Genomic DNA, 25,794 nt, shown 5'->3' with positions numbered 1-25,794 from the left:
CCCGGTGCGACCATGGGCGCGTCGGGGCCCCGCCCCTAGAATCGCCCGGTGACCCCCGAACACGCCCCGCTCGACGCCGCAGCTCCCGTGCGGCTCCGCCCCGCGATCGCGGCCATGGTCGCGTACCGCCAGGGCAAGCCCGCCGGCGAGGACGACTTCAAGCTCTCCAGCAACGAGAACCCCTTCGATCCCCTGCCGTCGGTCCTCGCGCGCATCGACCAGGTGCGCGACGTGAACCGCTACCCGGACGCCGGCGCGACCCTGCTGCGCACGGCGCTCGCGGAGCGCTTCGGCGTCACGGTCGACCACGTGCACGCGGGCGCGGGGTCGGTCGCGATCCTGTCCCAGCTCATCACCGCGGCCGCGGGCCCGGGCGACGAGGTCGTCCACGCCTGGCGCTCCTTCGAGGCCTACCCCACGCTCATCACGGTGGCGGGGGCCACGGGCGTCCCCGTCCCGAACCTGCCCGACCACTCGCACGACGTCGACGGCATGATCGCGGCCGTCACCGACCAGACGCGCGTCGTCATCGTCTGCACGCCGAACAACCCCACCGGCACGCTGGTGACGCAGGAGGACCTCGAGCGCCTGCTCGCGGCCGTCCCCCGCGACGTGCTCGTGCTGCTCGACGAGGCGTACGGCGAGTTCGTCGCCCCGGAGCATGCCCTCGACGGCATGCGCCTCCTCGCGGACCACCCGAACCTCGTCGTCCTCCGCACCTTCTCCAAGGCCTACGGGCTCGCGGGCCTCCGCATCGGCTACGCGGTCGGGCACCCGAGGATCCTCGACGCCGCCCGCTCGGCCGCGATCCCGCTCTCCGTCACCGGCCACGCGCAGCACGCGGCGCTCGCGTCGCTCGAGCACGAGGACGAGCTCCTGGAGCGCGTCGCCGTGCTCGCGCGGGATCGCGACGAGGCCTGGCGCGCGCTCACCGAGCAGGGCTGGGACGTCCCCCGCCCCCACGGCAACTTCGTCTGGCTCGCCACGGGCGCCGAGACCGCGGAGGTCGAGGCGCAGCTGGCCGCCGCGGGCCTCGTGGTGCGCGCGTTCGGATCCGAGGGGATCCGCGTCACCATCGGCGAAACCGCCTCTGTCCGGAAGCTACTGAACGCGTCGGCGGGAATTGTCCGGGGGCTGCCGGAGGGCCACCCGGCGCGCCGGTAGGTTGGGACGATGCCGGAAAGCGATGTGACGGTCCAGCTCCTGACCCCCGCGGGCGAGCTCGCACCGAGCGACTCCGCCGAGGAGTTCCTCCCGTACTTCGAGCGACTCACGGAGGACGACCATCGCGGCTTCCTCCGCGACATGCGCCTCACGCGGGCGTTCGACCTCGAGGCCACCAACCTCCAGCGCCAGGGCCACCTGGGCCTCTGGGCGCCGAGCACGGGCCAGGAGGCGGCGCAGGTCGGATCCGGTCGGGCCACGCGTCCGCAGGACCATGTGTTCCCCGCCTACCGGGAGCACGGCGTCGCCCTGATCCGCGGCATCGACCCCGTCGACATCGTGCGCCTCATGCGCGGCGTCACGCACGGCGGCTGGGATCCGGCGGTCGGCAACTTCCACCTCTACACGCTGGTCATCGGCTCGCAGGCGCTGCACGCCACGGGCTACGCGATGGGCGTCGCGTTCGACGGCGACGTCGCGACCGGCGACCCCGACCGCGACACCGCGGTCATCGCCTACTACGGCGACGGTGCCACGAGCCAGGGCGACGTGAGCGAGGCGTTCGTCTTCGCCGCGAGCTTCCAGACCCCGCAGGTCTTCTTCCTCCAGAACAACCACTGGGCGATCTCCGTGCCCGTCACCACGCAGTCGCGCACGCCCCTCTACCTCCGCTCGCGCGGCTTCGGCGTGCCGAGCACGCAGGTCGACGGCAACGACGTCTTCGCGAGCTACGCCGTCACGGCCAAGCACCTCGACGACGCGCGGAACGGCCGCGGCCCGTCCTTCATCGAGGCGCTCACGTACCGTGTCGGCGCCCACACGTCGAGCGACGACCCCACGAAGTACCGCACCGACGAGGAGCTGCAGGGCTGGGTCGCGAAGGACCCCATCGCCCGGCTCGAGGCGTACCTGCGCAACCAGGGCGCGCCGCAGTCGCTGTTCGACGGCATCGACGAGGAGGCCAAGGACCTCGCCGCCGACGTCCGCCGCCGCACCATCGAGCTGACCGGCCCGCCGCTGTCGGGCATCTTCGACCACGTCTACTCGGATCCGCACACCGTCACCGCCGAGCAGCGCGAGTGGCTCGAGCGCTACGAGGCCTCGCTGGGAGGGACCCGATGACCGACACCATCGACCGCGCCGAGGCCGCCGGGGCGGCCGCCGCCGCCGGAGCGGCGGGCACCGCGGGAGCGCCCGCCGGCATCGAGAGCATGCCCATGGCGAAGGCGCTCAACGCCGGCCTCCGCCGCGCGCTCGAGGACGACGACAAGGTCCTGCTCATGGGCGAGGACATCGGTCCGCTCGGCGGCGTCTTCCGCATCACCGAGCACCTGCAGCGCGACTTCGGCGCCCGCCGCGTCATCGACACCCCGCTCGCCGAGTCCGGCATCGTCGGCACGGCCATCGGCCTCGCGATGCGCGGCTACCGGCCCATCTGCGAGATCCAGTTCGACGGCTTCATCTACCCGGCCTTCGACCAGATCACGAGCCAGCTCGCCAAGATCACCAACCGGCACGAGGGCGCCATGCGCATGCCCGTCGTGATCCGCGTGCCCTACGGCGGCCACATCGGCGCCATCGAGCACCACCAGGAGAGCCCGGAGGCGTACTTCGCGCACACCCCCGGCCTCCGCGTCGTGAGCCCGAGCACGCCGCACGACGCCTACTGGATGATCCAGGAGGCCATCAAGTCGGACGACCCGGTCATGTTCTTCGAGCCGAAGGCCCGCTACCGGCCGAAGGGCGAGGTCGACTTCTCCGCCCCCGGCATCGGCCTGCACGAGAGCCGCGTCGTCCGCTCCGGCACCGACGTCACGCTCGTCGGCCACGGCGCCATGGTGTCGATGCTGCTGCAGGCCGCCGAGCTCGCGGCCGAGGAGGGCACGAGCGTCGAGGTCGTCGACCTGCGCTCGCTGTCGCCCGTCGACTACGGCCCCATCCTGGAGTCGGTGCAGCGCACGGGCCGCCTCGTCGTCGCGCAGGAGGCGCCGGGCCACGTGTCCGTCGGCTCCGAGATCGCGGCCACGGTCACCGAGCGCGCGTTCTACTCGCTCGAGGCGCCGGTGATCCGCGTCTCCGGCTTCGACGCCCCGTTCCCGCCCGCGAAGCTCGAGACGCTGTACCTCCCGGATGCCGACCGCATCCTGGAGGCCGTCGACCGCTCGCTCGCCTACTAAGACGCCCGCCGCCCCCGCGGCACGGAGAAGAGGACCGCACGATGGCTGATTCCGAGTTCACCCTGCCCGACGTGGGCGAGGGCCTCATCGACGCCGAGATCGTCTCGTGGCGCGTGCAGCCGGGCGACCAGGTGGCACTGAACCAGGTGATCGTCGAGATCGAGACCGCGAAGTCGCTCGTGGAGCTGCCGAGCCCGTACGAGGGCACGGTCTCGGGGCTCCTCGTGCAGGAGGGCCAGACCGTCGAGGTGGGCACGCCCATCATCGCGATCGCGCAGGGCTCGCCGGGCCTGTCCGGCCCGGCCGAGACGCCCGCGCAGATGGCGCTCCCGGGCGAGGCGGTGATCGAGGACGACACGGCCATCGAGGACCGCGAGCCCGTCGCCCCGCCCGCGCCCGCCGCCGAGGACACCTCGGGCGCCGTGCTCGTGGGCTACGGCACGGTCGGCAAGGTCGCGAGCCGGCGCCGCCGCCCCGAGCAGGGCGCGACCGCACCCGCCCGGCCCGCATCCCGTCCGGGCGCCGAGGCCGGCGCCCCGCGGCGCGCGCCCCGCGTCCCGCCTCGGTGCCGGCCGCCTCCGCCGTGCCGATCATCGCGAAGCCCCCCATCCGCAAGCTCGCCAAGGACCTCGAGGTCGACCTGGCCGAGGTGGAGGCCACCGGGCTGGTCGGCGAGATCACCCGCGAGGACGTGATCCGCACCGCGCAGCAGGCGAGCGTGTTCAAGAACATCGAGACGCCCGAGTGGCCGGATGCCCGCGAGGACCGGATCCCCGTCAAGGGCGTCCGCAAGGTCATCGCGGCGGCCATGGTGCAGAGCGCGTTCCAGGCGCCGCACGTGAGCCTGTTCGTCGACGTCGACGCGACCCGCACGATGGAGTTCGTCAAGCGGCTCAAGGCGTCCACCGACTTCGCGGGCGTCAAGGTCTCGCCGCTGCTCATCATGGCCAAGGCCATGATCTGGGCCGTCCGCCGGAACCCCACGGTCAACTCCTCCTGGACCGACCAGGAGATCATCGTCCGCCACTACGTGAACCTCGGCGTCGCCGCCGCGACCCCGCGCGGGCTCGTGGTGCCGAACGTCAAGGAGGCGCAGGCCATGTCGCTGCTGGAGCTCGCCCGCGCGCTCGAGCAGCTGACCCTCACGGCCCGCGACGGCAAGACGAGCCCTGCGGACATGAGCCAGGGCACCATCACGCTCACCAACATCGGCGTCTTCGGGATGGACACGGGCACGCCGATCCTCAACCCGGGCGAGGTCGCCATCGTCGCGCTCGGCACGATCAAGCAGAAGCCGTGGGTGGTGGACGGCGAGGTGCGCTCGCGCTTCGTCACGACCATCGGGGCGAGCTTCGACCACCGCGTGGTCGACGGCGACGTCGCGAGCCGGTTCCTGGCCGACGTGGCGAGCATCATCGAGGAGCCGGCGCTGCTGCTGGAGTGACCCCGGACGCGGAGTCCACAGCGGTGCCCCGTTGGTACTGACAACCGTTATCAGTACCGTATCGTCGGATCCATGAACCGTCGCCCCCTCACCGCCCTGCTCGCCGCCTCGCTCCTCGCCGTCCCCCTCGCGGGCTGCGCCTCCGGATCCGGCTCCCCCTCGGGAGACGCCACCGCCTCGGCGTCCGCCGACGGGACCCTCGAGGTCGTCGCCTCGACCGACGTCTACGGCGACATCGCGAAGCAGATCGGCGGAGACGACGTGAAGGTCACCTCCATCATCGACAGCCCGGACAAGGACCCGCACGAGTACCAGGCCACGTCGCGCGACCAGCTGGCCCTCTCCACGGCCGACGTCGTGATCCAGAACGGCGGCGGCTACGACGACTTCGTCGACACGATGATCCAGGCCCTCCCGGGCGGCAAGAGCCCCGTCCTCCTCAACGCCGCCGACATCTCCGGCTACGACCAGGAGCCGGCCGAGGGGGAGTTCAACGAGCACGTCTGGTACGACGTGCCCACGATGAAGAAGCTGGCCGAGGAGATCGAGCAGGCGTTCTCGAAGGCGGACTCGGCCGGAGCCTCCACCTTCGAGGCCAACGAGCAGGCGTTCACCGCGAAGCTCGACGGCATCGCCTCCGCGGAGGCCGACGCGAAGGCGGCGGGCACCGGCAAGGGCGTCGCCATCACCGAGCCCGTGCCCCTGTACATGACGAGCGCCATGGGCCTCGAGAACCGCACGCCGGACGAGTTCAGCGAGGCGATCGAGGAGGGAACCGACGTCCCCGCCGACGTGCTGAAGGAGACGCTCGCGCTCTTCTCGGAGAAGAAGGTCGCCGCGCTCGTCTACAACGCGCAGACCACGGGCGCCACGACCGACCAGGTCGTCGCCGCCGCCAAGGCCGCGGGCGTCCCCGTCGTCCCGGTCACCGAGACGCTCCCCGCCGACCTGCCCGCGGGCAGCGGGTACGTTGAGTGGATGACCCAGAACGTCGACGCCGTGGCCTCCGCGATCCGGGGATCGTGACCGGCTCACCCGTCCTCAGCCTCCGGGACGCGACGCTGGCGTTCGGCGCGCGCACCCTCTGGAGCGGACTCGACCTCGACGTGGCGCCCGGCGAGTTCGTCGCGGTGCTCGGCCCGAACGGATCCGGCAAGACCAGCTTCCTGAAGTCCGTCCTCGGGGCACAGCGCCTCACGTCGGGGGAGATGCGCTTCCTCGACGAGCCGGTGCGGCGCGGTGCGCGCCGCATCGGCTACGTCCCGCAGCAGAAGCTCATCACCGCGTCCACGCCCGTGCGCGCGCGCGACCTCGTCGGCTTCGGCGTCACCGGCCACCGCTGGGGTCTGCCGATCAGCCGGCGGGCCGAGCGCGCTCGGATCGACGAGCTGCTCGACGCGGTCGGTGCCACGGCGTACGCCGACGCGCCGGTCGCGACCCTCTCCGGCGGCGAGCAGCAGCGCCTGCGCGTGGCCCAGGCGCTCGCGTCGGATCCGCGGCTCCTCCTCTGCGACGAGCCGCTCCTCAGCCTCGACCTCGCGCACCAGCGCGTGGTCAGCGAGCTGATCGACCGGCACCGCCGCGAGACGGACGCCGCCGTGGTGTTCGTCACGCACGACATCAACCCCGTGCTCGACATGGTCGACCGGGTCCTCTACCTCGTGGGCGGGCGCTTCCGCATCGGAGCGCCAGACGAGGTGCTCGACTCGGAGGTGCTGAGCTCGCTCTACGGGACGCCCGTCGACGTCGTGCGCGTGCGCGGCCGCATCGTCGTGGTGGGCGCCACCGACGACCCGCACGGGCACCACTCGCACGACGACGAGGAGCACGACGAGCACGGCGACCACGGGCCGCACGGCCTCCACGGCGCCGACGCCGACGCCGACACCGGCTCGGGCTCGGCCGACGGGAGGGCCGCGTGATCCACCTGCTCGCGGACGCGGGCGACGTCTGGTCGCGCCTGTTCGACTTCTCCGACTACGGCGCGCTCGTCGCGCTGCTGCGGAACAGCATCATCGCGGGCGCCGTGCTCGGCGTCGTGGGCGGCCTCATCGGCGTGTTCGTGATGACGCGCGACCTCGCCTTCGCGGTCCACGGCGTGAGCGAGCTCTCGTTCGCGGGCGCGGCGGCGGCCCTGCTGCTCGGCGTGAACGTGGTCGGCGGATCCCTCGTGGGCTCGCTCATCGCCGCGATCGCCATCGGCGTGCTCGGCACGCGCGCGAAGGACCGCAACTCGATCATCGCCGTCCTCATGCCGTTCGGCCTGGGCCTCGGGATCCTGTTCCTCGCCCTGTACGACGGCCGCGCGAGCAACAAGTTCGGCCTGCTCACGGGCCAGATCGTCTCGGTCGACAACCCCCAGCTCGGCTACCTCGTGGCCATCGGCGCGGTCGTCATCCTGGGGCTCGCCGTGGTCTGGCGGCCGCTGATGTTCGCGAGCGTCGACCCGGACGTGGCGGCCGCGCGGGGCATCCCCGTGCGCCTGCTCTCCATCGTGTTCATGGTGCTGCTCGGGCTCGGCACGGCGGTCTCCATCCAGATCGTCGGCGCGCTGCTCGTGCTCTCGCTGCTGGTCACGCCGGCCGCCGCCGCCATGCGCGTCTCCTCGACGCCGCGGGTCGTCGTGTCGCTCAGCGTGCTGTTCGCGCTCACGAGCATCGTCGGCGGCATCATGCTGGCGCTCGGCAGCAGCATCCCGATCAGCCCGTACGTCACCACGATCTCGTTCACCATCTACCTGGTCTGCCGGATCATCGAGGCGATCCGCGCGCGCACCGGGACGTCGGGCGGGACGCGTACCCTGGCAGGGCGGGGAGGATCGCCCGCCGGGAGGGCACGGGCATGAAGCGGAACACGTGGCAGCGGGAGGCCGTGCGGCAGGCGCTGGACGCGTCCTCGGACTTCGTGAGCGCGCAGCGGCTGCACGCGCGCCTGCACGACGCCGGATCCCCCATCGGCCTCGCCACGGTCTACCGGGCGCTCGGCGACCTCGCTGCCGAGGGCGACGCGGACTCCCTGCAGTCGCCCGACGGCGAGGCGCTCTACCGCACGTGCGCCACGGGCGGCCACCACCACCACCTCATCTGCCGGGTCTGCGGCAAGACGGTCGAGATCGCGGCCGACGAGGTCGAGTCGTGGGCGCACGACGTCGCGGCCCGCAACGGCTTCACGGCGCCGAGCCACGTGGTCGACGTCTTCGGCCTCTGCGCCGAGTGCACGCGCCGCGCTGCCGACGCGGCCTCCGCCGACGCCTCCGCGCGCCAGGCGGGGACGCCCGCATCCGCATGATCCCGGGCCTCCGGCTTGCGTCCGGGCGTGTCGTCGCGTAGCCTCGATCCTTGGCCGAGCGGCTCATCCGCTCGCATGTGCGCCGATCCCCCTCCTCATCGAGATCCGGGGTCCCGGCGTGCCGACAAGAAATCTTGGGTAGGGCGGTCTCGCCCTACGGTACCTACGGAGGAAACCATGGCAGCAACCTGCCAGGTGACCGGCGCCGTCCCCGGCTTCGGACACAACATCTCGCACTCGCACCGGCGCACCAAGCGCCGCTTCGACCCGAACGTGCAGAAGAAGACGTACTACGTCCCCTCGCTGCGTCGCAACGTCAAGCTCACGCTCTCCGCGAAGGGCATCAAGGTCATCGACGCCCGCGGCATCGAGTCCGTCGTCAAGGACCTCCTCGGTCGTGGGGTGAAGATCTAATGGCCAAGCAGCAGGACGTCCGTCCGATCATCAAGCTCCGCTCGACGGCTGGCACCGGGTACACGTACGTGACCCGCAAGAACCGCCGCAACAACCCCGACCGCCTCGTGCTGAAGAAGTACGACCCGGTCGTCCGCAAGCACGTCGACTTCCGCGAGGAGCGCTAACCATGGCCAAGAAGAGCAAGATCGCCCGCAACGAGCAGCGCAAGGTCATCGTCGAGCGGTACGCCGCGAAGCGCCTCGAGCTGAAGAAGGCCCTCGTGGACCCGAACGGCACCGACGAGAGCCGCGAGGCGGCCCGCGCCGGCATCCAGCGCCTCCCGCGCGACGCCTCGCCCGTCCGCGTCCGCCAGCGCGACGGCATCGACGGTCGCCCCCGCGGCAACCTGTCGAAGTTCGGCATCTCCCGCGTGCGCTTCCGTGACATGGCCCACCGCGGCGAGCTTCCGGGCATCACGAAGTCCAGCTGGTAGGTTCCAAGCGGCCGTACGGCCGAACGGACCGCCGATGGCCCCGTCGGGTCGAACGGTCCGCTGACGTAGACAGACACCATCCACCACACGGCCGCTCGAGATGAACGGCACCAGGTCCGAGGAGGACACCCATGGCTGACAAGTCACTCAACCGCACCGAGCTCGTTGCCGCCGTCGCCGCGGAGTCGGGCCAGAGCCAGGCCGCCGTCAACGGCGTGCTGGACGCGCTCTTCTCCACCGTCGCGACCAACGTCGCCGACGGCGTCAAGGTCACCATCCCGGGCTGGGTCGCGTTCGAGCAGACGGCTCGCGCCGCGCGCACGGGCCGCAACCCGCAGACGGGCGAGCCCCTCGAGATCAAGGCGTCCAAGGGCGTCAAGGTCTCCGCCGGCAGCAAGCTCAAGGCCGCCGTCAAGTAGTCCTCCTCACCTCACGCCCAGCGGGGGCGCCGACTCCGGTCGGCGCCCCCGCTGTCGCGTCCCGGGCCGGTCGCGGACGGCCCCGCGGCCGCCAGCCGCCCGTCAGGACGGGCGAGCTAGGCTGATCCCCTCATGCCCAGACTCCTCCGCGTCGCGGGGCCATCCGCCCTCCTCATCGTCGCGTTCCTCTCCCTGCTGGCCGCGCTCGCCATCGGCGGAGGAGCCGCTCCCCAGCTCCTCGAGGACGCGGGTCCCGTGGTCCGCTACGGGCTGCCCGCCGCGAAGATGATGGTCAACATCTCGGCGGCCACGGCCATCGGCGCGCTGCTGCTCGCGGCCTTCGCGCTCTCCCGGCAGCGCCCGGAGTACGGCCGGGCCCTCGACATCGCGGCAGCCGGCGCCGCCCTCTGGACGGTCGCCTCCGCGATCACCGCGTTCTTCACCTTCCTCAGCGTCTCGGGCACGCCCTTCTCCTTCAGCGCGGAGTTCGGGACGAGCCTCGGGCTCGTGCTCACGCAGATCTCCGTGGGCCAGGCCTGGCTCGCCACCACGCTGATCGCCGCCACCGTCACGGTGCTGTGCTTCGCGGTGCGCAACCACACGGCCATCGCGTTCGTGCTCGTCATCGCGGTCGGCGGCCTCGTGCCCATGGCGCAGCAGGGCCACGCGGGCGGCACCGAGGGGCACGACGCCGCGGTCAACGCGCTCGGCCTCCACCTCGTCTTCGCCGCCGTGTGGCTGGGGGGCCTGCTCACGATGGTGCTGCTGCGGTCGAAGCTCGACGGCGACCGGCTCGTGCCGGTGCTCCGGCGCTACTCGGCCGTGGCGCTCGTGTGCTTCGTGGTCGTCGCGGCGTCCGGGTACGTGAGCGCGGAGATCCGGGTCGGGTCGCTCGACCGGCTGCTGACCGCCTACGGGCTGCTGGTCCTCATCAAGGTCGCGGCCCTGCTCGCGCTCGGCCTGTTCGGCGCCGCGTACCGCCGGGTGCTCATCGGGCGGCTCGAGGAGCGCGGATCCGCGGCGCGCGGCCCGTTCTGGTGGCTGGTCACCGCCGAGCTCGCGTTCATGGGCGTCGCGTCCGGCGTCGCCGCGGCCCTCGCCCGCACGGCCCCGCCCGTGAGCCAGGTCGTCGCGACGCAGCTGCCGGATCCCACGCCCGCGCAGATCCTCACTGGCGAGCCCCTGCCGCCCGAGCTGACGCCCCTGCGCTACCTCACGGAGTGGAACCTCGACCTGCTCTGGATCCTGCTGTGCGCGTTCGGGATCTTCTTCTACCTGGCCGGCGTGCACCGCCTGCGGAAGCGCGGCGACGCGTGGCCCGTGCACCGCACGATCCTGTGGGTCGCCGGCATGGTGGGGCTCTTCTACATCACCAACGGCGGCGTGAACGTCTACCAGAAGTACCTCTTCAGCTCGCACATGCTGGCGCACATGGTGCTCGCCATGGTGATCCCGCTGCTGCTCGTGCCGGGCGCGCCCGTGACGCTCGCCATGCGCGCCATCCGCAAGCGGCAGGACGGCAGCCGCGGCGGACGCGAGTGGATCCTCCTGGCGGTGCACTCGCGGTTCGCGTCCTTCGTGGGCCACCCGGTCATCGCGGCCGTGCTCTTCGCCGGGTCGCTCATCGTCTTCTACTACTCGCCGCTGTTCAGCTGGGCCACGACCGACCACATCGGGCACCAGTGGATGATCGTGCACTTCCTCATCGTCGGGTACCTCTTCACGCAGAACCTCATCGGCGTCGACCCGATGAAGGTGCGCCTCGCGTACCCGATGCGGCTGCTGCTCCTGCTCGCGACCATGGCGTTCCACGCGTTCTTCGGCCTCTCGCTCATGACCGGCACCGGGCTGCTGCTCGCCGACTGGTTCGGCGCGATGGGCCGGCCGTGGGGCGAGTCGGCGCTGGCCGACCAGCAGGCCGGCGGCGGCATCGCGTGGAGCATCGGCGAGATCCCCACGGTGGTCCTCGCGATCGTCACGGCGATCATGTGGAGCCGGAGCGACACGCGCGACTCCGTGCGGTACGACCGCAAGGCCGACCGCGACGGCGATGCCGAGCTCGAGGCCTACAACCGGAACCTCGAGGCGCTGCGGGCGACCGAGCGGCGCTGATCGTCGGGCGCTGCGGGCGCGCCCGAGGGGGCGTCAGGCGGCGCGGACGCGGCGGGCGGCCACGAGCGCGGCGATGCCGGCAATGAGCTCCCACGCGGTGACGGTGTAGACGGAGCCGCGCTCCCAGATCCCGTCGACGTCGGATCCGCCGAGCGACTGCAGCACGACGAGCGCGACCAGGCCCACGACGCCGAGCGCGACGCTCGCGACGCGGAAGCCGCGGGGCGCGGACGCGTGCCGGCCACCCGCTCCCGCGACGATCGAGGCGACGTTGCCCGCGATGATCGCCATGCCGGCGCCCACCACGTGCATCCAGCCGATGCCGCTGGCCGCGCTCGAGGCGCTGCCGTGGACCAGGCCGACCACCGTGATCCCGACGGCGTGCACGACGGCGAGGGCGAGGAACGCGTGGCGCGGACCGGCGCGGAGGGCGCGGGTCGCGATGACGGCGGCCACCAGGTAGAGGACGCCCTGCAGGACGAAGCCCGCGTTCATCACGGCGGAGAGCGGCGAGTCGATGGTGCGGCCCTGGAACTCGGCGACCTCGGGGACGCCGAGGTCGCTGATGTAGTTGGCGGAGTAGCTGTAACCGGGGAAGGCGGAAGCGGCGATGGCCTCGGTGCCGACGTAGACGACCGCGGCGGCGACCCAGGCGATGCCGGCGGCGGCGGGGACGGGGGCGGTGCGGGTGCTCATCGGTCTCCTTCGGGGAGGCGCCTGGATGGGACGCGACCCCTCGATGATGGCGGACGCCCGAGGGGACGGCGTCCATGCGACGACGAGGGCCCGCCGCGCCGTGTGCGCGACGGGCCCTCGAGGCTGCGGATCCGGATCAGGACGTCGCGGTCTCCAGCAGCGGCACGAGCCGGTCGAGCGCGTAGCCCGTGGAGAGCGTGGTGCCGATCGAGTAGGCGGAGGACACGTCGCCGTCGAGGACGATGGAGTGGCCGGCCGCGACCGCGGGGATCGCCTGCCACAGCGGGTCGTCGGTGATCACGGCCTTGTCGATGAAGATCGGGAACGCGACGATCACGTCGGCGTCGAGCAGGTCGAGCTGCTCGGAGGACACGTCGACCGAGAAGCCGCCGGCGTTCGCGGGGATCCCGGCGATGGTCGGGCTCTGCTCGAAGCCCAGCTTCTCCAGGAACGCCACGCGCTCGCTGCCCTCGACGTACGCACCCCAGCCCTCGCTGGTCCTGGTGGCCGCCGTGACGGTCTTGCCCTTCCAGCCGGGGTGCGCCGCCTCGACCGCGTCGAACCGCTCGTCGACCGCGTCGAGGAGGGCGTCGCCCTGGTCCTCGCGGCCGAGCGCCTCGGCCACCATGTCGACCTGGTCCTCCATGTCGGTGAGGTAGCTGTCGGCGCCCTCGGGCACGCCGATGGTGGGCGCGATCTGCGACAGGCGGTCGTAGCGGGCCTGGTCGCCCGAGCCCTTGGTGTCGAGGATGAGGTCGGGCTTCAGCGCCGCGATCGCCTCGTAGGAGGGCTCGAGCGTCTCGATCAGCTGCGGCTCCTCGGTGTAGAGCCCCTGCGCCCACGGGCCGACGCCGTCCGCGTCCGCGCCGAAGCCGAGCCAGTCGGACGCGCCCACGGGCTGCACGCCGAGCGCGAGCGCGGTCTCCGCGTCGCCCCAGCCGAGGGCGACGACGCGCTTCGGCTCGCTCGGCACGGTGACCTCGCCGAACTTCGTGTCGACGGTGGCGGGGAAGGTGCCGGTGGCGGAGCCGGACGCCGGCGGGGCGGAGGCCGCCGGGTCGGAGGCGGCGCTGCATCCGGTGAGGGCGAGCGTCGCGACGGTGAGCGCGACGAGCGCGGAGCCGGTGGTGGGGAACCTCATTGTGCGGGGCCTCTCGGGTACAGATGACGGGCCGGTGCGGATCCCGTCAGGCAAGGGCAGCCTAACCTAAGAGCACGGTAGGCTGACCGGGCCATGTCGCTCCGGGTCCTCGCGCGCGCCTCCGCCCCCGACGCCCCCGCGGGCCGGGCACGGAGCGGCCTCTCGCGCTCGGCGGGCCTCGCGCTCGCGCTCGGGGTGCTCGTGCTGGCGTGCCTGGCGAGCATCGCCGTGGGGTCGCGCGACATCCCGCTCGGCGCCGTGGTCGACGCGCTCGCGGGGCGGCCGCGCGACCCGGCCGAGCTCGTCGTGATCACCGACCTCCGCGTGCCGCGCACCCTCGTCGGCCTCGCCGCGGGCCTCGCGCTCGGGGTCGCGGGCGCGCTCATCCAGGCTGTCACGCGGAACCCGCTGGCGGATCCCGGGATCCTCGGCGTCACGGCGGGCTCGGCCTTCGCGGTGGCCATCGCCACCGGTGTCCTCGGTGTGACCGCCGTGAGCGGTTACCTCTGGTTCGCCTTCGGCGGGGCGCTCGTGGCGGCCGTGGTGGTCTACGTCGTGGGATCCGCGGGGCGCGGCGGCGGGGATCCGGTGCGGCTCACGCTCGCGGGCGTCGCCCTCGGCGCGGTGCTCGCGGGGATCACCTCGGGGATGCTGCTCGCCGACCCGCAGGGCTTCAGCGCGATGCGCGCATGGGAGTCGGGCTCGCTCCAGGACCGGGGCTGGGACGCCCTCGTGCCCGTCGCGCCGTTCCTCGCGGTGGGCGTGCTGCTGGCCGCGCTCATCGCCCGGAGCCTCGACGCGGTCGCGCTCGGCGACGACCTCGCGCGCTCCCTCGGCGCGAACGTGGTCGTGGTGCGCGCGGTGGCGGTCGTCGCCGTGACGCTGCTCGCGGGCGGGGCGACCGCGATGGCCGGGCCGATCGCGTTCGTCGGGCTGATGATCCCGCACGTCGCGCGCTGGATCGTCGGGCCCGACCAGCGCTGGATCCTCGCGTACACGATCGTGCTGGCGCCCGTGCTCCTGCTCGCCGCCGACATCGTGGGCCGGGTCGTGCTGCGGCCGGCCGAGCTGCCCGCGGGGATCGTGACGGCCGTGCTGGGCGCGCCCGTGCTGATCCTGCTCGTGCGCCGGCAGAGGGCGTCGGCGCTGTGAGCGCGCCCGCCCGCGCCGGCCGCCGACCCGTCGCGCGCCTCCCCGGCACCGTCCGCCTTCCCGTGGTCGGAACGCGTCTGCGCCGCCGCGAGGTGCTCGTGGGCGCGGCGCTCGCCGTGGCGACCGCGGCCCTCGCGCTCGTGGCGCTCGGCACCGGCGACTTCCCGCTCACGGTGCCCGAGGTGATCCGCGCGATGCTGCTCCCCGACGGCTCGTTCGCGTCGACCATCGTGCTCGAGTGGCGCCTGCCGCGCGTGCTCGCCGCCGTCGCGTTCGGCGCCGCGCTCGGGGTGGCGGGCGCGGTCTTCCAGTCGCTGACGCGCAACCCGCTCGGGTCGCCCGACGTCATCGGCTTCTCGACGGGCTCGTACACGGGCGCCCTCGTCGTCACCACGCTGGCCGGCGCGTCCTTCCTGCCCACCGCGGTCGGCGCGCTCGCGGGCGGGCTCGGCACGGCGCTCGTCGTCTACCTGCTCGCGTACCGCGGCGGGGTGCAGGGGTTCCGGCTGATCATCACGGGCATCGCGGTCACGGCCGTGCTGCACGGCGTCAACACCTTCCTGCTGCTGAAGGCGGGCACGGAGGTGGCCATGGCCGCCTCGATCTGGGGCGCCGGATCCCTCGCGCTCGTCGGCTGGGACCGCGCGCTGCCCGCGTTCGTCGCCCTCCTCGTGCTGGCGCCCGCGATCCTGCTGCTCTCGGCGCCGCTGCGGCAGCTCGAGCTCGGCGACGACGCCGCGCGCGCCCACGGCGTGCGGGCCGAGCCGACGCGGCTCGCGCTCCTGGTCCTCGGGGTCGCCCTCACCGCGATCGTGACGGCGGCGTCGGGGCCGATCGCGTTCGTCGCGCTCGCGGCCCCGCAGATCGCCCGCCGCCTCACCCGCAGCGCCGGCCTCCCGCTCGTGCCGGCCGCGCTCACGGGCGGCCTGCTGCTGCTCGCGGCCGACTCCGCCGCACAGCACGCGCTGCCGGGGACGGTGCCCGTGGGGATCGTCACGGTCGTCGTCGGCGGGCTCTACCTGATCGCGCTGCTGATCCGCGAGGCGTCCCGCCGTGCCTGACGCCGACGCCCCCGACCCGATGGGAGACCCACCCGTGGACGACACCGCAGCCGCCCGGCCGACCGGTCCCGCCGCCCCGCGCCTCCGCGCCGAGGGCGTCACGCTCTCCTACGACCGGCGCGTGATCTCCTCCGGGCTCGACGTGTCCGTGCCCGACCGCTCGTTCACCGTGATCGTGGGCCCCAACGCCTGCGGCAAGTCGACCCTGCTCCGCGCCCTGTCGCGCCTCCTCGCGCCGACCGCGGGCGCCGTGCTCCTCGACGACCGCCCGCTCGCGTCGTACCGGGCGAAGGAGGCGGCGCGGATCGTCGGCCTCCTCCCGCAGAGCGCCATCGCGCCCGACGGGATCACGGTGGCCGACCTCGTCGCGCGCGGCCGGTTCCCGCACCAGAACCTCATCCGCCAGTGGACGCCGACCGACGAGGAGGCCGTGCAGCAGGCGATGGCCGCGACGGGCGTCGCCGACCTCGCCGACCGCCACGTCGACGAGCTCTCCGGCGGCCAGCGCCAGCGCGTGTGGGTCGCGATGGCGCTCGCGCAGCAGACGCCCGTGCTGCTCCTCGACGAGCCGACGACGTTCCTCGACATCGCCCACCAGATCGAGCTGCTCGACCTCCTCGCCGACCTGCACCGCGACGGCAGCACGATCGTCGCCGTGCTGCACGACCTCAACCACGCCGCGCGCTACGCCGACCACCTCATCGTGATGCGCGACGGCCGCGTGGTCGCCGCGGGCGCCCCGGGCGACGTCGTCACGTCGGAGCTCGTCGAGGAGGTCTTCGGCCTGCCGTGCCTCGTGATCGAGGACCCCGTCTCGCGCACGCCCCTCGTGATCCCGCGCGGAGGCCGCTGGGCCTGAGGCGCGTCTCAGGCGGCGGTCGGCGCCGGGCTGATCGACACCATCCAGTCGATCCCGTACCGGTCCGTGCACATGCCGAACCGGTCGCCCCACGGCGCCACCTCGAGCGGCAGGACGATCGTGCCGTCGGCCGTCAGCGCGTCCCACCAGCCGCCGAGCACCCCCTCGTCGTCGCCGGAGAGCGAGAGCGTGATGGCGGATCCGCTCGGCACGCCCATGGACGCCGGCGTGTCCGACGCCATGAGCACGAAGCCCGCGTCCGAGGTCAGCCGGCCGTGCATGACCTTGTCGGCCTCGGCCGGGTCCTGGACCAGGCCGCCCTCGCCGAACGTCGTGGTCTCGACCTCGCCGCCGAAGATCCCCCGGTAGAAGCCGAGCGCCTCGGCGGCCTGGTCGCGGAAGGACAGGTAGGGGGTCATGATCGCGGACATGGGGGCGCTCCTCGGCTGGCGGATCCCCGCGGTCGCGGCGACCCTGTTGCGTCCCGATCCTGGCCCGGTCGTCGCCGGTGCGCACCGTCACGCGCGGGCAGGGTGCCGGCGGCTAGCGGCCCTGGATCCGCACGCCCGAGGCCTCGTCCACGCTCACGCGCCAGCTGACGCTGAACGGCACGTCCTCGTCGAGGTCCTTCACGCTGCCGTCGTAGAGCGAGCGGACGGGGACCCTGATGTGCGCGGTGCCGACCGTCGACGGCACGACCCAGTCGAGGTCGGCCGGGTCGTCGCTCGCGGGCTGCAGGGTGATCTGCGGCATGGCGGTCATGCTCCACACGGGCGGCGCCGTGATCCGGTCGCGGATCGTCTTCCCGAACGGGCAGCCCGACGGGTACAGGACGGACTGCGTGGTGCACTCGGTGAGGTACGCCTCGACCTCCGACTGCACCGACGCGACGAGGTCGTCCGTCGGCTCGGCGTCCACGCGGGCGGGCACGACGCTCCCCGGCTCGGTGACGGCGACCTCGGCCTCCTGCGCCTGGAGGTACTCGGACGCGTGGTCGAGCGCGAGCGCGCCGGGCGCGAGCACCAGGTACGTGGATCCGGCGCCCGCCGCCGCGTCGCCGCCCGCCGTCGCGGAGACCGCCAGCCCGTTGGCCGTGAACGTGGCCGCGTGCCGCAGCTCGAGGTCGATCGCCGCGACCGGGCTCGTCGCGAACTCCCACCGCGCGAACAGGCCGAGCGCCGCGGGCAGCTCGCGCACGCGGAACTCCGTGGATCCGGGCCCCGACGGCAGCGTGTAGGAGTACGTGACCGCGCGCTCGCCGTCGCCCGCGGGCTCGTCGGACACGAGCTCGACGTCGGCGAGGCCGGGGAGCGCGCGGGCGTCGAGGAGCGCGCGGCTGCCCTCGTCGGGCAGCACGACGCCGGGGGTGGCGAGCGCGTCGCGGCTGTCCTCGCGGGCGAGCGCGTCGAGGTAGGAGCGCACGAACCCGTGCGCGCTGAAGGTGCCCCGGTTGAGCGAGGCGACCGTGCCGAGGAAGGCGCCGACGAGGAGCACCGCGAGCAGGGACCACACGACGGCGGCCCGACGCAGCTCGCCGCGCGCGGCGACGGCGGGGCTCGGCATGCGGATCATCCTACGGGCGGGGCATTGGGGCCTCCCGGCGGCGGGCGCCGGGGTAGATTCGAGTGCGCATCCGCGCACCCTCCCGTCCCCGACCCGCCAGGAGCCCCGCGTGAGCACGGTCCCCCTCTCCCCGGAGCAGGCCGCCGTCTTCCAGGCCATCGAGGGCACGCGCGACCACATCTTCGTCACGGGCCGCGCCGGCACCGGCAAGTCGACGCTCCTCACGCACCTGTCGTGGAACACCGAGAAGCAGATCGTGATCTGCGCGCCCACGGGCGTCGCGGCGCTCAACGTCGGCGGGCAGACCATCCACTCGCTGTTCAAGCTGCCCATCGGGGTCATCGCCGACGAGGAGATCGAGCAGACGGGCGAGCTGCGGAAGCTCCTCAACACCATCGACACGCTCGTCATCGACGAGGTCTCCATGGTCAACGCCGACCTCGTCGACGCCATCGACCGCAGCCTCCGCCAGGCGCGCCACAAGAAGGACGTGCCGTTCGGCGGCGTGCAGGTCGTGCTCTTCGGGGATCCGTACCAGCTGGCCCCCGTGCCGGGCGACGGCGACGAGCGCGCCTACTTCGCCGACCGCTACCGCTCCATGTGGTTCTTCGACGCGAAGGTGTGGGAGGAGGCGCAGCTGCGGATCTACGAGCTCACCGAGATCCACCGGCAGCACGAGGAGGCGTTCAAGGAGATGCTGAACGCCGTGCGCCACGGGCGCGTCACGGCGGAGATCGCGGGCGTCCTCAACGCGGCAGGCGCCAGGCCCGCGCCCACCGACGGCGCCATCACGCTGGCCACCCGCAACGACACCGTGAACCGGATCAACGCCGAGGCCCTCAAGCGCCTGCCCGGCCGCTCGCTCACCGCCACCGCCGACGTCACGGGCGACTTCGGCGGCCGCACCTACCCGGCCGACGAGAAGCTCGACCTCAAGATCGGCGCGCAGGTGATGTTCCTCCGCAACGACGTCGACCAGCGCTGGGTGAACGGATCCGTGGGCGTCGTCACGCGCATCGACACGAACGTGTACGTCGAGCTCGACGGCGTCGTGCACGAGGTCGAGCCGGTCACGTGGGAGAAGCACAAGTACTCGTACTCGCCCACCACCAAGCAGCTGCGGCGCGACGTCGTGGCCGACTTCACCCAGTTCCCGCTGCGGCTGGCGTGGGCGGTCACCATCCACAAGTCGCAGGGCAAGACCTACGACCGGGCCGTCGTCGACCTGGGGGCGCGCGTGTTCAGCCCGGGGCAGACGTACGTGGCGCTCAGCCGGATCACCGACATCGGCGGCCTGTACCTCACGCGGCCGCTGCGCCCGGGCGACATCATCGTCGACGAGAACGTGCGGCGGTTCATGAGCGAGGCGACGCGGATCCGCGTGACGCCGGCGGTCACGCCCGCGAGCTGATCCCGCGGCGGCCGCCCGTGCTCCGGCTCAGTGGCCGGAGTGCTCGCCCTGGATGCCGTCGAGGTCGAGGGTGCTGTGCTGGCCGTGCGGCACGGCGAACTCGCCGGCGCGCGTGAGCGAGAGCGCGGGCGTGACGAGGCCGGCGACGACGAACGCCCCGACGAGGACGCCCGCGAGGTAGCGGCCGCCCGTGGGCTCCGACTCGGCGGGCGCGGGCGCGGGAGAGGCTGCGGGAGCGCGGGTCGGCGCTGCGGCCGCGGGCGAGGCGGGCGACGCGGACGAGAGCGCGGCGCCGGATCCGACGAGCGCCGCCTCGGCCGGGAACCCCGCCTCGACGGCCGTGCAGACGGCCCGGGCGTCGGTCTCGGCGCGGGCGCGGAGGTGGCGGCCGACGACCGCGGCGACCACGAGGTCGAGCAGGGTGGCGGCGAGCATGGGGATCGCGGGCAGGTCGCTCGTGATGCCCGGGGCGGACATGACGACCGCGGCGGTGACGAGGAGCGCCCAGCCGGCGACCGGCACGAGCGCGCCGACGACGGCCCAGGCGGGCACCGGCAGGCGGTCGGAGCGGAGGACCGCGACGGCCCACGCGCCCTCGGCGACGCCGATGAGGAGGAGGGCCACCATGGCCGCGGGCGGGGATCCCGCGCCGACGGCCAGGTGGATGAGCGCGGCGCCCAGGGCGGCGAGGGCCAGCCAGTGGCGGATGAGCAGTGACACGTGCTGGTCCCTTCGTCGTCCCGGGCGCCGCGGGTGGTGCGGTGCTGCGTGCTGGTGGTGCTGACGTGCGGTGATGCGTGACGCGCCCGGTGCAGCGGCGCGGCGGCGGTGCTGCCTAGGCGGCGCGGGCGGCGCGGTTGCGGACGCCCTTCTCGGCGCCGAGGCCCACGATCAGCAGCACGACGGCGCTGCCGAGGTGCAGGAAGTGGTCCGCGGTGTTCAGCGCGAGGATGTTGAAGTCGGTGTTCACGAGGAAGAAGCCGACGATGCCGAGCGCGAGGTACGCGAACCCGATGGTCGAGTTCACGGCCTTGGCCGACGCGACGCTGGAGAGGCCGCCGATGAGGAGGGCCGCGCCGATCAGCAGGTGGGCCACGTTGTGGAACGGGTTCACCATGAAGATCCCGAGCAGCAGACCGCCGTCGGAGGAGAAGAACCCGCCGCTCTGCGGGGGGAACAGGAAGCCGAGAAGGCCGACGAGGACGTAGACGGCGCCGAAGACGGTGCCGAGCAGGCGGTTCGGGGACGAGCTCATGATGGTGCCTCCACTGGTAGGGAAGAGCCGGGGTTCTCCCAGGCTCCCTACATTCGTACCGCTTACGCGCGTGGATTGGTGCCGATGCGACACTGATCGGTCACGGGTTTCCGAGATGGTCGGCGAGGAACGCCTCCGTCCGGCGGTAGGCGAGGGCCGCGGCGTCGGGGTCGAGCCGGTCGCGGAGGCTCGCGTTGGGGAAGACGGGGAGCGTGCCGGGGTAGGTGTGCGAGGTGACCGGGGTGCCGTGCTCGCGCAGGCGGCCGATGAACGCCTCGGGCCGCTGGTCGTCCATCCACTCGTCGTGCTCGGCCAGGTGGAGGAGCACCGCGCACGGGATGACGCCGTGCTCCTCGGGCCCGAGGCTCGCGCAGTACGCGACCACGGCGTCCGCGCCGCCGTCCTGCGCCTCGAGGAGCGCGAGCCAGCCGCCGGGCGCGAAGCCGACGAGGCCGACGCGCTCGGATCCGCGGGCCCGCGCGGAGTCGATGCCGTCGCGGATCGTGCCGAGGGCGTACCCCACGTCGAGCTGCGCGGCCAGGCTCGCCGCGAGGCCGTCGTCGAGGGTGGCGCGACCGTCGTAGAGGTCGGGGACGAGCACGTGGAAGCCGGCGCGGGCCAGCGCGAGGGCGTACTGGTCGAGCCAGGGGAGGCGTCCGTGGTCGTCGTGGACGAGCACGACGACGGGCTTCCCGGGCTCCCCGAACTCGAGCGTGACGCCCGGATGCGGCAGGTCGACGATCTCGGGCATGGGGAGAACCTATCGTCGGGCCGTCACGCGCCGCGCCGTGGAGGAGGATCGTCCCATGGGATACCGCTACCGACTCGCCGCCGCCACGACCGCCATCGTCCTCGCCGCCGGGCTCGCCGGCTGCTCGACGCCCCCGCGCACGCCCGAGGACGCCGCCAGCCCGAGCGCCGACGCGGCCGCGCCCATCGAGACGGAGTCCGAGGGCTGGAACCGCGCCGACCTCTCCTTCGCGGAGGAGATGGGCGACCACGCCGCCGGATCCGTCGAGCTCGCCGTGGCCGCGCTCCAGGTGCGCGACCTGCCGCCGGGGGCGGAGGAGCTGGCCGTGCAGATCCGCGATGAGCAGGGCCCGCAGGCGCGCACGCTCGCGCAGCTGGCCGAGGGGTGGGGCGAGGAGGAGGGCGCGTCCGGCGCCCAGGGCACCGAGGACCGCGAGGAGGCGGGCGGCGTGGCCGGTGGATCCGAGGCGGGCACCGGATCCGAGGACGGCGCCGCGGCGGGCTCCGGATCGCAGACCGACACGGAGGAGATGAGCGACGCGGCATTCGACGCCGAGGTCCGGGCCCTCCAGGCCGCGACCGGCGCGGACGCCGGCCGGCTCTTCCTGCAGGGGATGATCGCCCGGCACGAGGTGGCGATCGAGCTGGCCGACGGGGAGGCGCAGCTCGGCACCTCGACCGAGGCGCTCGAGCTCGCGGGCGCCATGTCCGCGGCCCAGGAGGAGCAGCTGACGAAGATGCGCGCGCTGCTGGCGTCGTACGAGGGCTGATCCGCGCGTCGCGATCCGCGTGACGAGGGCCCGGCGCGGATCGCGTCGGGCCCTCGTCGTGCGCGGCCGGGTCCCCGGAGGCGTGAGCGTGCGTGCGGACGGCGGTCGGCCTCAGGCGGCCGGGATCAGGCGGCCGGGCGGAGGAACGCGGCGGCCGCGGCGGCGAGGTGCCCCGGGTCGTCGGCGCCGCACAGCTCGCGGGACGAGTGCATCGAGAGCAGCGGGATGCCGACGTCGACCGTGCGGATCCCGAGCCGCGTCGCCGTGATGGGCCCGATGGTCGAGCCGCACGGCACGGCGTTGCTGGAGACGAACTCCTGGGTGGGGACGCCCGCGCGCTCGCAGGCCAGCGCCCACTCGCGCGCGCCGACGCCGTCCGTCGCGTACCGCTGGTTCGCGTTGATCTTCAGCAGCGGGCCGCCGTTCGGCACCGGCCGGTTGGCGGGGTCGTGACGGTCCGGGTAGTTCGGGTGCACCGCGTGGCCGGCGTCGGCGGAGAGGCACCAGGACGACGCGAACGCGCGACGGCGCTCCTCGGACCCGGCGCCGAGGCCGGCGGAGATGCGGCCGAGCACGTCCTCGAGGATCGGGCCGGCGGCGCCCGACGGGGTCGCGGATCCGACCTCCTCGTGGTCGAAGGCGGCGAGCACCGCGATGGGCGCGTCCGGGTCGTCGTCCGCGGTGGCCGCGAGCTCGAGGAGCGCGGCGAGGCCGGCGTGCACGGAGCTGAGGTTGTCCATGCGGCCGGCGGCGAACAGCTCGCCGTCGAGGCCGAGGGATCCGGGCGCCTGCGTGTCGGCGACGCCCACGTCGTAGCCGAGCACGTCGTCCGCGGCGAGCCCCGCGAGCCCGGCCAGGTGGCCGAGCACGTCGGCGTCCGCGGGGGAGCCGGTGCCGAGGATCGGGGACATGTGGCGCTGCGGATCCAGCCGCAGGCCGTCGGTGTTGACGCCGCGGTCGAGGTGCACGGCGAGCTGCGGGAAGCGCAGGAGCGGGCCCGTGCGGACGAGGTGGCGGCGGCCGTCGCGCGTGACGAGCCGGCCGGCGAGCTCGAGGTCGCGGTCGAGCCAGGAGTTGAGGAGCGGGCCGCCGTACACCTCGACGCCGGCCTGCACCCAGCCGTCGGATCCGACGGTGGGCTTCGGCTTCAGCTTGAAGCCGGGGGAGTCGGTGTGGGCGCCGAGCACGCGGAAGGGCGTGGTGGCGTGCGCGCCGGCGGGCTGGATCCACGCGAGGAGCGCGCCGTCGCGGACGATGAACCGGCGGCCAGCGCCGACGGGCCAGGCGTCGCGCTCGTCGAGGCGCGCGAAGCCCGCGGCCTCGAGGCGGCGGGCGCCCTCGTCGGCGGCGTGGAACGAGGAGGGGGAGGCCTGGATGAACAGGCCGAGGTCGGCGAGGTGCGCGCGGCGGTCCGCCGGCATCAGTAGCCGCTCGATCCGAGCGCGCCGTTCTCGGGTGTCTGCACCGGGCCCGCGAGCACGACCGCGCTGCCGGAGACGCCGAGGCGCGTGGCGCCGGCCTCGATCATCTGCACGGCGGTCTCGTATGTGCGGATCCCGCCGGACGCCTTCACGCCGGCCTTCCCGTCGACGGTGCGGCTCATCAGCTCGACCGCGTGCACGGTCGCGCCGCCGGTGGGGTGGAACCCCGTGGAGGTCTTCACGAAGTCGGCCCCGGCGGCGACGGACGCCTGGCAGACGGCGACGATCTGGTCGTCGTCGAGGGCGGCCGACTCGATGATCACCTTGAGCACGGCGGGCGCGGGCACGGCCTCGCGCACGGCGCGGATGTCGGCCTCGACGTCGGCGAAGCGGCCCTCGCGGGCGGCGCCCACGTCGATGACCATGTCGACCTCGTCGGCGCCCTGGCGGATGGAGAGCGCGGCCTCGGCGGCCTTGATGTCGCTGTGGTGCTTGCCGCTGGGGAAGCCGCAGACCACGGCGACCTTGAGGTCGGATCCCGCGGGCAGCTCCAGCGGCAGCATCGACGGCGACACGCACACCGAGTAGGTGCCGAGCTCGACGGCCTCGGCGACGAGCGCGGCGACCTCGTCGCGCGTGGCCTCGGGCTTGAGGAGCGTGTGGTCGATGATGCGGGCGATCGCGGCGGTGTCGGCCGGGGGCGTGGACGGGCTGGTGCTCATGCGGGTTTCCTCACGTCGTGCGGGACCTCGATCCTACGGCCGGGGCGCGGATCGGCCCGGCCGGGCGGGGGGCTGTCGTCGCGACACCGGGCGTACAGCGTGCGACACGTGATGTCCGTCGACACGACCAGCGCTCTCCTGTACGTGGCCCTCGGGGCGCTCTTCGTGGGGATGGCGCTGCAGTGCGTCGGCGCGTGGAAGGGTGTCCGCGAGCACGGCTGGGGGCGGGCGAAGCTCTTCGCCCGGCCCGTCCTCCCATGGACGCTCGCCTCGCTCGGCTGGATCGCGATCAGCATCCTCTGCTGCGTCGCCTTCCTCTCGGCATGAACGCCGACGCGGCCCGTCCTCGGGGAGGACGGGCCGCGTCGGCGTGCAGGCGGAGGCCGGCGTCAGCGGCCGAGGCCCACGCGGTCGACCTTGCGGTGGAAGCGCATGCCGGCGAGGCCGCCGAGCACGGCGCCCAGGAGGCTGATGAGCGCGACGGCGACCGCGGTGACGATGCCGACGAGCGTGAGGTCTCCCTCGCCGATCGGGATGCGCGGGAACGCGTTGACGCTGCCGAGCACGTCGAGCTGCGACCCGGCGACCGCGGTGACCACGGCCACGACGATCGCGATGATCACGGCCCACAGCCACACGGCGAGGCCCTGCTTGGCGCCGTCGAAGCGGGCCATGCGGCCGGCGACGTAGCCGCCGCAGTAGTAGGCGATGAGGATCACGACGGCGAGGGCGATCGCGCCGGCCCAGCCGACGGTGTCGGCGTTCCGGGCGGCGGCGTCGGCCGCCTCGCCGGTGTCCCCGCCGTTCTGGCCGAGGCCCACGGCGGCGCCCGTCGCCGCGACGAGCGCGGTGAGGATCACGGCCGTGCCGGTCGCGGTGAGCCAGCCGAAGAAGGCCGAGCCGAACTTGATGCCGCCGAAGCGGTCCTTCTCGCGGGCGAGCACGTCCTGGCGGAGCGTGTCGTGGTCGCCGGCGGCGACGGCGGTGCGGTCGTGATCCACGTCGTGACGCCGGTCGTCGCGACCGACGCGGTCGCGACCGTCGTCGGACGCGCTGTCGCGCGGGGTGTCCGGGGTGCTCATGAAGGTTCCTTCCGTGCGTCTCCGCCGGACGGGGATCCCTGTCGGCGTGTGCCTCGGACGCTACGCGCCCCCTCCCCCTTCGTGGGCGGATGGTCGGGGGTGGACACTCCGGCCGCTCGCGTGCGCGGCGCCGCGGATCAGGAGTAGTCGGCCCCCGGGATGCCCGCGGGACGGTAGACGTAGCCGTCGGCGTCGGGGTCGATCTCCCAGACGACCTCCTCCTCGCTGAGCGAGGTGGCGCGGACGAAGCTCTTGACGGGCTCGCCGTTGAGGAACTCGACCTCGGTCTCCTCCGTGCCGTCGGGGCCGACCAGCTGTGCGGTGTACGTGGAATCAGTCATGGTCCGACCCTACGACCGTCAGGACGCGGCGACCGGGCCCGACCGGGATCCCCAGCGGATGCCCGAGCGCCGGGCCC

29 protein-coding genes and 1 pseudogene are annotated in these 25,794 nt (G+C 73.5%); 19 read left to right on the top strand and 11 right to left on the bottom strand.

All coding sequences use genetic code 11. From position 1 onward, the window contains the following. The first annotated feature begins 48 nt into the window (after positions 1–48). The 13 genes and pseudogenes from AES38_RS14335 (at position 49) to AES38_RS14275 (ending at position 11,493) form a co-directional block, all read left to right on the top strand. A complete protein-coding gene (locus AES38_RS14335) occupies positions 49–1,164 on the top strand; it encodes a pyridoxal phosphate-dependent aminotransferase (RefSeq protein ID WP_053775537.1) in 1,116 nt (371 codons plus the stop codon). Between the two features lie 9 nt (positions 1,165–1,173). Beyond that, positions 1,174–2,286, top strand: coding sequence for a thiamine pyrophosphate-dependent dehydrogenase E1 component subunit alpha (locus AES38_RS14330; RefSeq protein ID WP_053775536.1), 1,113 nt, complete (start codon positions 1,174–1,176; stop codon positions 2,284–2,286). An 89-nt stretch (positions 2,287–2,375) separates the two neighbouring features. Next, positions 2,376–3,341, top strand: coding sequence for an alpha-ketoacid dehydrogenase subunit beta (locus AES38_RS14325; RefSeq protein WP_053775837.1), 966 nt, complete (start codon positions 2,376–2,378; stop codon positions 3,339–3,341). A gap of 41 nt (positions 3,342–3,382) precedes the next feature. Continuing rightward, positions 3,383–4,785: pseudogene (locus tag AES38_RS14320) on the top strand (dihydrolipoamide acetyltransferase family protein). Positions 4,786–4,857: 72 nt separating this feature from the next. Next, a complete protein-coding gene (locus AES38_RS14315; protein WP_053775535.1) occupies positions 4,858–5,811 on the top strand; it encodes a metal ABC transporter substrate-binding protein in 954 nt (317 codons plus the stop codon). After that, the gene (locus AES38_RS14310) at positions 5,808–6,707 is read left to right on the top strand and encodes a metal ABC transporter ATP-binding protein (RefSeq protein WP_053775534.1); all 900 of its coding nucleotides are present in this window, start codon (positions 5,808–5,810) and stop codon (positions 6,705–6,707) included. The genes AES38_RS14315 and AES38_RS14310 overlap by 4 nt, the downstream gene beginning before the upstream one ends. Beyond that, entirely contained in the window at positions 6,704–7,630 is a 927-nt protein-coding gene (locus AES38_RS14305; RefSeq protein ID WP_053775533.1) for a metal ABC transporter permease, read from the top strand. Before AES38_RS14310 ends, AES38_RS14305 begins: the two co-directional genes overlap by 4 nt. Next, positions 7,627–8,073, top strand: a complete 447-nt coding sequence (locus tag AES38_RS14300; protein ID WP_053775532.1) for a Fur family transcriptional regulator — start codon at positions 7,627–7,629, stop codon at positions 8,071–8,073. Before AES38_RS14305 ends, AES38_RS14300 begins: the two co-directional genes overlap by 4 nt. 177 nt (positions 8,074–8,250) lie before the next feature. Then, positions 8,251–8,487 carry a 50S ribosomal protein L28 gene (rpmB, locus tag AES38_RS14295; RefSeq protein WP_015491494.1) on the top strand — a complete coding sequence of 79 codons (237 nt, stop codon included), beginning with the start codon at positions 8,251–8,253 and terminating at the stop codon, positions 8,485–8,487. Continuing rightward, positions 8,487–8,654 carry a 50S ribosomal protein L33 gene (gene rpmG, locus AES38_RS14290; protein WP_011187086.1) on the top strand — a complete coding sequence of 56 codons (168 nt, stop codon included), beginning with the start codon at positions 8,487–8,489 and terminating at the stop codon, positions 8,652–8,654. The genes rpmB and rpmG overlap by 1 nt, the downstream gene beginning before the upstream one ends. A gap of 2 nt (positions 8,655–8,656) precedes the next feature. Beyond that, the gene (gene rpsN, locus AES38_RS14285; protein ID WP_015491493.1) at positions 8,657–8,962 is read left to right on the top strand and encodes a 30S ribosomal protein S14; all 306 of its coding nucleotides are present in this window, start codon (positions 8,657–8,659) and stop codon (positions 8,960–8,962) included. A gap of 131 nt (positions 8,963–9,093) precedes the next feature. After that, the gene (locus AES38_RS14280; protein WP_012039622.1) at positions 9,094–9,381 is read left to right on the top strand and encodes an HU family DNA-binding protein; all 288 of its coding nucleotides are present in this window, start codon (positions 9,094–9,096) and stop codon (positions 9,379–9,381) included. A gap of 132 nt (positions 9,382–9,513) precedes the next feature. Beyond that, positions 9,514–11,493: a bifunctional copper resistance protein CopD/cytochrome c oxidase assembly protein gene (locus AES38_RS14275; protein WP_053775531.1), complete on the top strand. Its 1,980-nt coding sequence runs from the start codon at positions 9,514–9,516 to the stop codon at positions 11,491–11,493. A gap of 33 nt (positions 11,494–11,526) precedes the next feature. Here AES38_RS14275 and AES38_RS14270 read toward each other — a convergent pair whose 3' ends face one another. Both AES38_RS14270 and AES38_RS14265 read right to left on the bottom strand, forming a co-directional pair. Further along, on the bottom strand, positions 11,527–12,189 hold the full coding sequence (locus AES38_RS14270) for a DUF998 domain-containing protein (RefSeq protein ID WP_053775530.1): 663 nt from the start codon (positions 12,187–12,189) through the stop codon (positions 11,527–11,529). Between the two features lie 136 nt (positions 12,190–12,325). After that, positions 12,326–13,330 (bottom strand): iron-siderophore ABC transporter substrate-binding protein, encoded by a 1,005-nt coding sequence (locus AES38_RS14265; protein ID WP_053775529.1) that lies wholly within the window; start codon positions 13,328–13,330, stop codon positions 12,326–12,328. 93 nt (positions 13,331–13,423) lie between these two features. Between AES38_RS14265 and AES38_RS14260 the strand changes: the two genes are divergently transcribed. Genes AES38_RS14260 through AES38_RS14250 form a run of 3 tightly spaced genes read left to right on the top strand, consistent with a single transcriptional unit; the run spans position 13,424 to position 16,402 of the window. Further along, a complete protein-coding gene (locus tag AES38_RS14260; RefSeq protein WP_053775528.1) occupies positions 13,424–14,482 on the top strand; it encodes a FecCD family ABC transporter permease in 1,059 nt (352 codons plus the stop codon). Next, positions 14,479–15,543: a FecCD family ABC transporter permease gene (locus tag AES38_RS14255; RefSeq protein ID WP_053775527.1), complete on the top strand. Its 1,065-nt coding sequence runs from the start codon at positions 14,479–14,481 to the stop codon at positions 15,541–15,543. The genes AES38_RS14260 and AES38_RS14255 overlap by 4 nt, the downstream gene beginning before the upstream one ends. A gap of 19 nt (positions 15,544–15,562) precedes the next feature. Next, complete coding sequence (locus tag AES38_RS14250; RefSeq protein WP_053775836.1) at positions 15,563–16,402, top strand: ABC transporter ATP-binding protein; 840 nt, start codon at positions 15,563–15,565, stop codon at positions 16,400–16,402. Between the two features lie 8 nt (positions 16,403–16,410). On the opposite strand, the gene AES38_RS14245 is transcribed toward AES38_RS14250, so the two are convergent. Beyond that, a complete protein-coding gene (locus tag AES38_RS14245) occupies positions 16,411–16,833 on the bottom strand; it encodes a VOC family protein (protein ID WP_053775526.1) in 423 nt (140 codons plus the stop codon). Positions 16,834–16,945: 112 nt separating this feature from the next. Next, complete coding sequence (locus AES38_RS14240) at positions 16,946–17,965, bottom strand: hypothetical protein (RefSeq protein ID WP_053775525.1); 1,020 nt, start codon at positions 17,963–17,965, stop codon at positions 16,946–16,948. Between the two features lie 109 nt (positions 17,966–18,074). On the opposite strand from AES38_RS14240, the gene AES38_RS14235 reads away from it, so the two are divergent. After that, a complete protein-coding gene (locus tag AES38_RS14235; RefSeq protein WP_053775524.1) occupies positions 18,075–19,376 on the top strand; it encodes an ATP-dependent DNA helicase in 1,302 nt (433 codons plus the stop codon). 27 nt (positions 19,377–19,403) lie between these two features. On the opposite strand, the gene AES38_RS14230 is transcribed toward AES38_RS14235, so the two are convergent. The 3 genes from AES38_RS14230 to AES38_RS14220 all read right to left on the bottom strand — a co-directional run bounded on the left by AES38_RS14230 (position 19,404) and on the right by AES38_RS14220 (position 21,382). Further along, a complete protein-coding gene (locus AES38_RS14230) occupies positions 19,404–20,096 on the bottom strand; it encodes a hypothetical protein (RefSeq protein WP_053775523.1) in 693 nt (230 codons plus the stop codon). Between the two features lie 115 nt (positions 20,097–20,211). Beyond that, positions 20,212–20,631, bottom strand: coding sequence for a DUF4383 domain-containing protein (locus tag AES38_RS14225; protein ID WP_043583712.1), 420 nt, complete (start codon positions 20,629–20,631; stop codon positions 20,212–20,214). Positions 20,632–20,731: 100 nt separating this feature from the next. Beyond that, the gene (locus AES38_RS14220) at positions 20,732–21,382 is read right to left on the bottom strand and encodes a dienelactone hydrolase family protein (protein ID WP_053775522.1); all 651 of its coding nucleotides are present in this window, start codon (positions 21,380–21,382) and stop codon (positions 20,732–20,734) included. A 55-nt stretch (positions 21,383–21,437) separates the two neighbouring features. On the opposite strand from AES38_RS14220, the gene AES38_RS14215 reads away from it, so the two are divergent. Then, positions 21,438–22,151, top strand: a complete 714-nt coding sequence (locus AES38_RS14215; protein ID WP_053775521.1) for a DUF305 domain-containing protein — start codon at positions 21,438–21,440, stop codon at positions 22,149–22,151. Positions 22,152–22,276: 125 nt separating this feature from the next. On the opposite strand, the gene AES38_RS14210 is transcribed toward AES38_RS14215, so the two are convergent. Together AES38_RS14210 and deoC are read right to left on the bottom strand one after the other, a co-directional pair. Continuing rightward, entirely contained in the window at positions 22,277–23,572 is a 1,296-nt protein-coding gene (locus AES38_RS14210; RefSeq protein WP_053775520.1) for a M18 family aminopeptidase, read from the bottom strand. After that, positions 23,572–24,294: a deoxyribose-phosphate aldolase gene (gene deoC, locus AES38_RS14205; RefSeq protein ID WP_053775519.1), complete on the bottom strand. Its 723-nt coding sequence runs from the start codon at positions 24,292–24,294 to the stop codon at positions 23,572–23,574. The genes AES38_RS14210 and deoC overlap by 1 nt, the downstream gene beginning before the upstream one ends. Before the next feature lie 111 nt (positions 24,295–24,405). Here deoC and AES38_RS14200 point away from each other — a divergent pair, with 111 nt between their 5' ends. Continuing rightward, positions 24,406–24,621: a hypothetical protein gene (locus tag AES38_RS14200; RefSeq protein WP_053775518.1), complete on the top strand. Its 216-nt coding sequence runs from the start codon at positions 24,406–24,408 to the stop codon at positions 24,619–24,621. Positions 24,622–24,683: 62 nt separating this feature from the next. Here AES38_RS14200 and AES38_RS14195 read toward each other — a convergent pair whose 3' ends face one another. Continuing rightward, a complete protein-coding gene (locus AES38_RS14195) occupies positions 24,684–25,376 on the bottom strand; it encodes a hypothetical protein (RefSeq protein WP_053775517.1) in 693 nt (230 codons plus the stop codon). A gap of 137 nt (positions 25,377–25,513) precedes the next feature. After that, positions 25,514–25,717 (bottom strand): hypothetical protein, encoded by a 204-nt coding sequence (locus AES38_RS14190; protein WP_043667874.1) that lies wholly within the window; start codon positions 25,715–25,717, stop codon positions 25,514–25,516. Positions 25,718–25,794: the final 77 nt, after the last annotated feature.

The organism is Clavibacter capsici, from assembly GCF_001280205.1.
Classification (GTDB): Bacteria; Actinomycetota; Actinomycetes; order Actinomycetales; family Microbacteriaceae; genus Clavibacter; species Clavibacter capsici.
The sequence above is the reverse complement of the archived record's forward strand: the minus strand, read 5'-3'. Positions and strand labels throughout refer to the sequence as shown.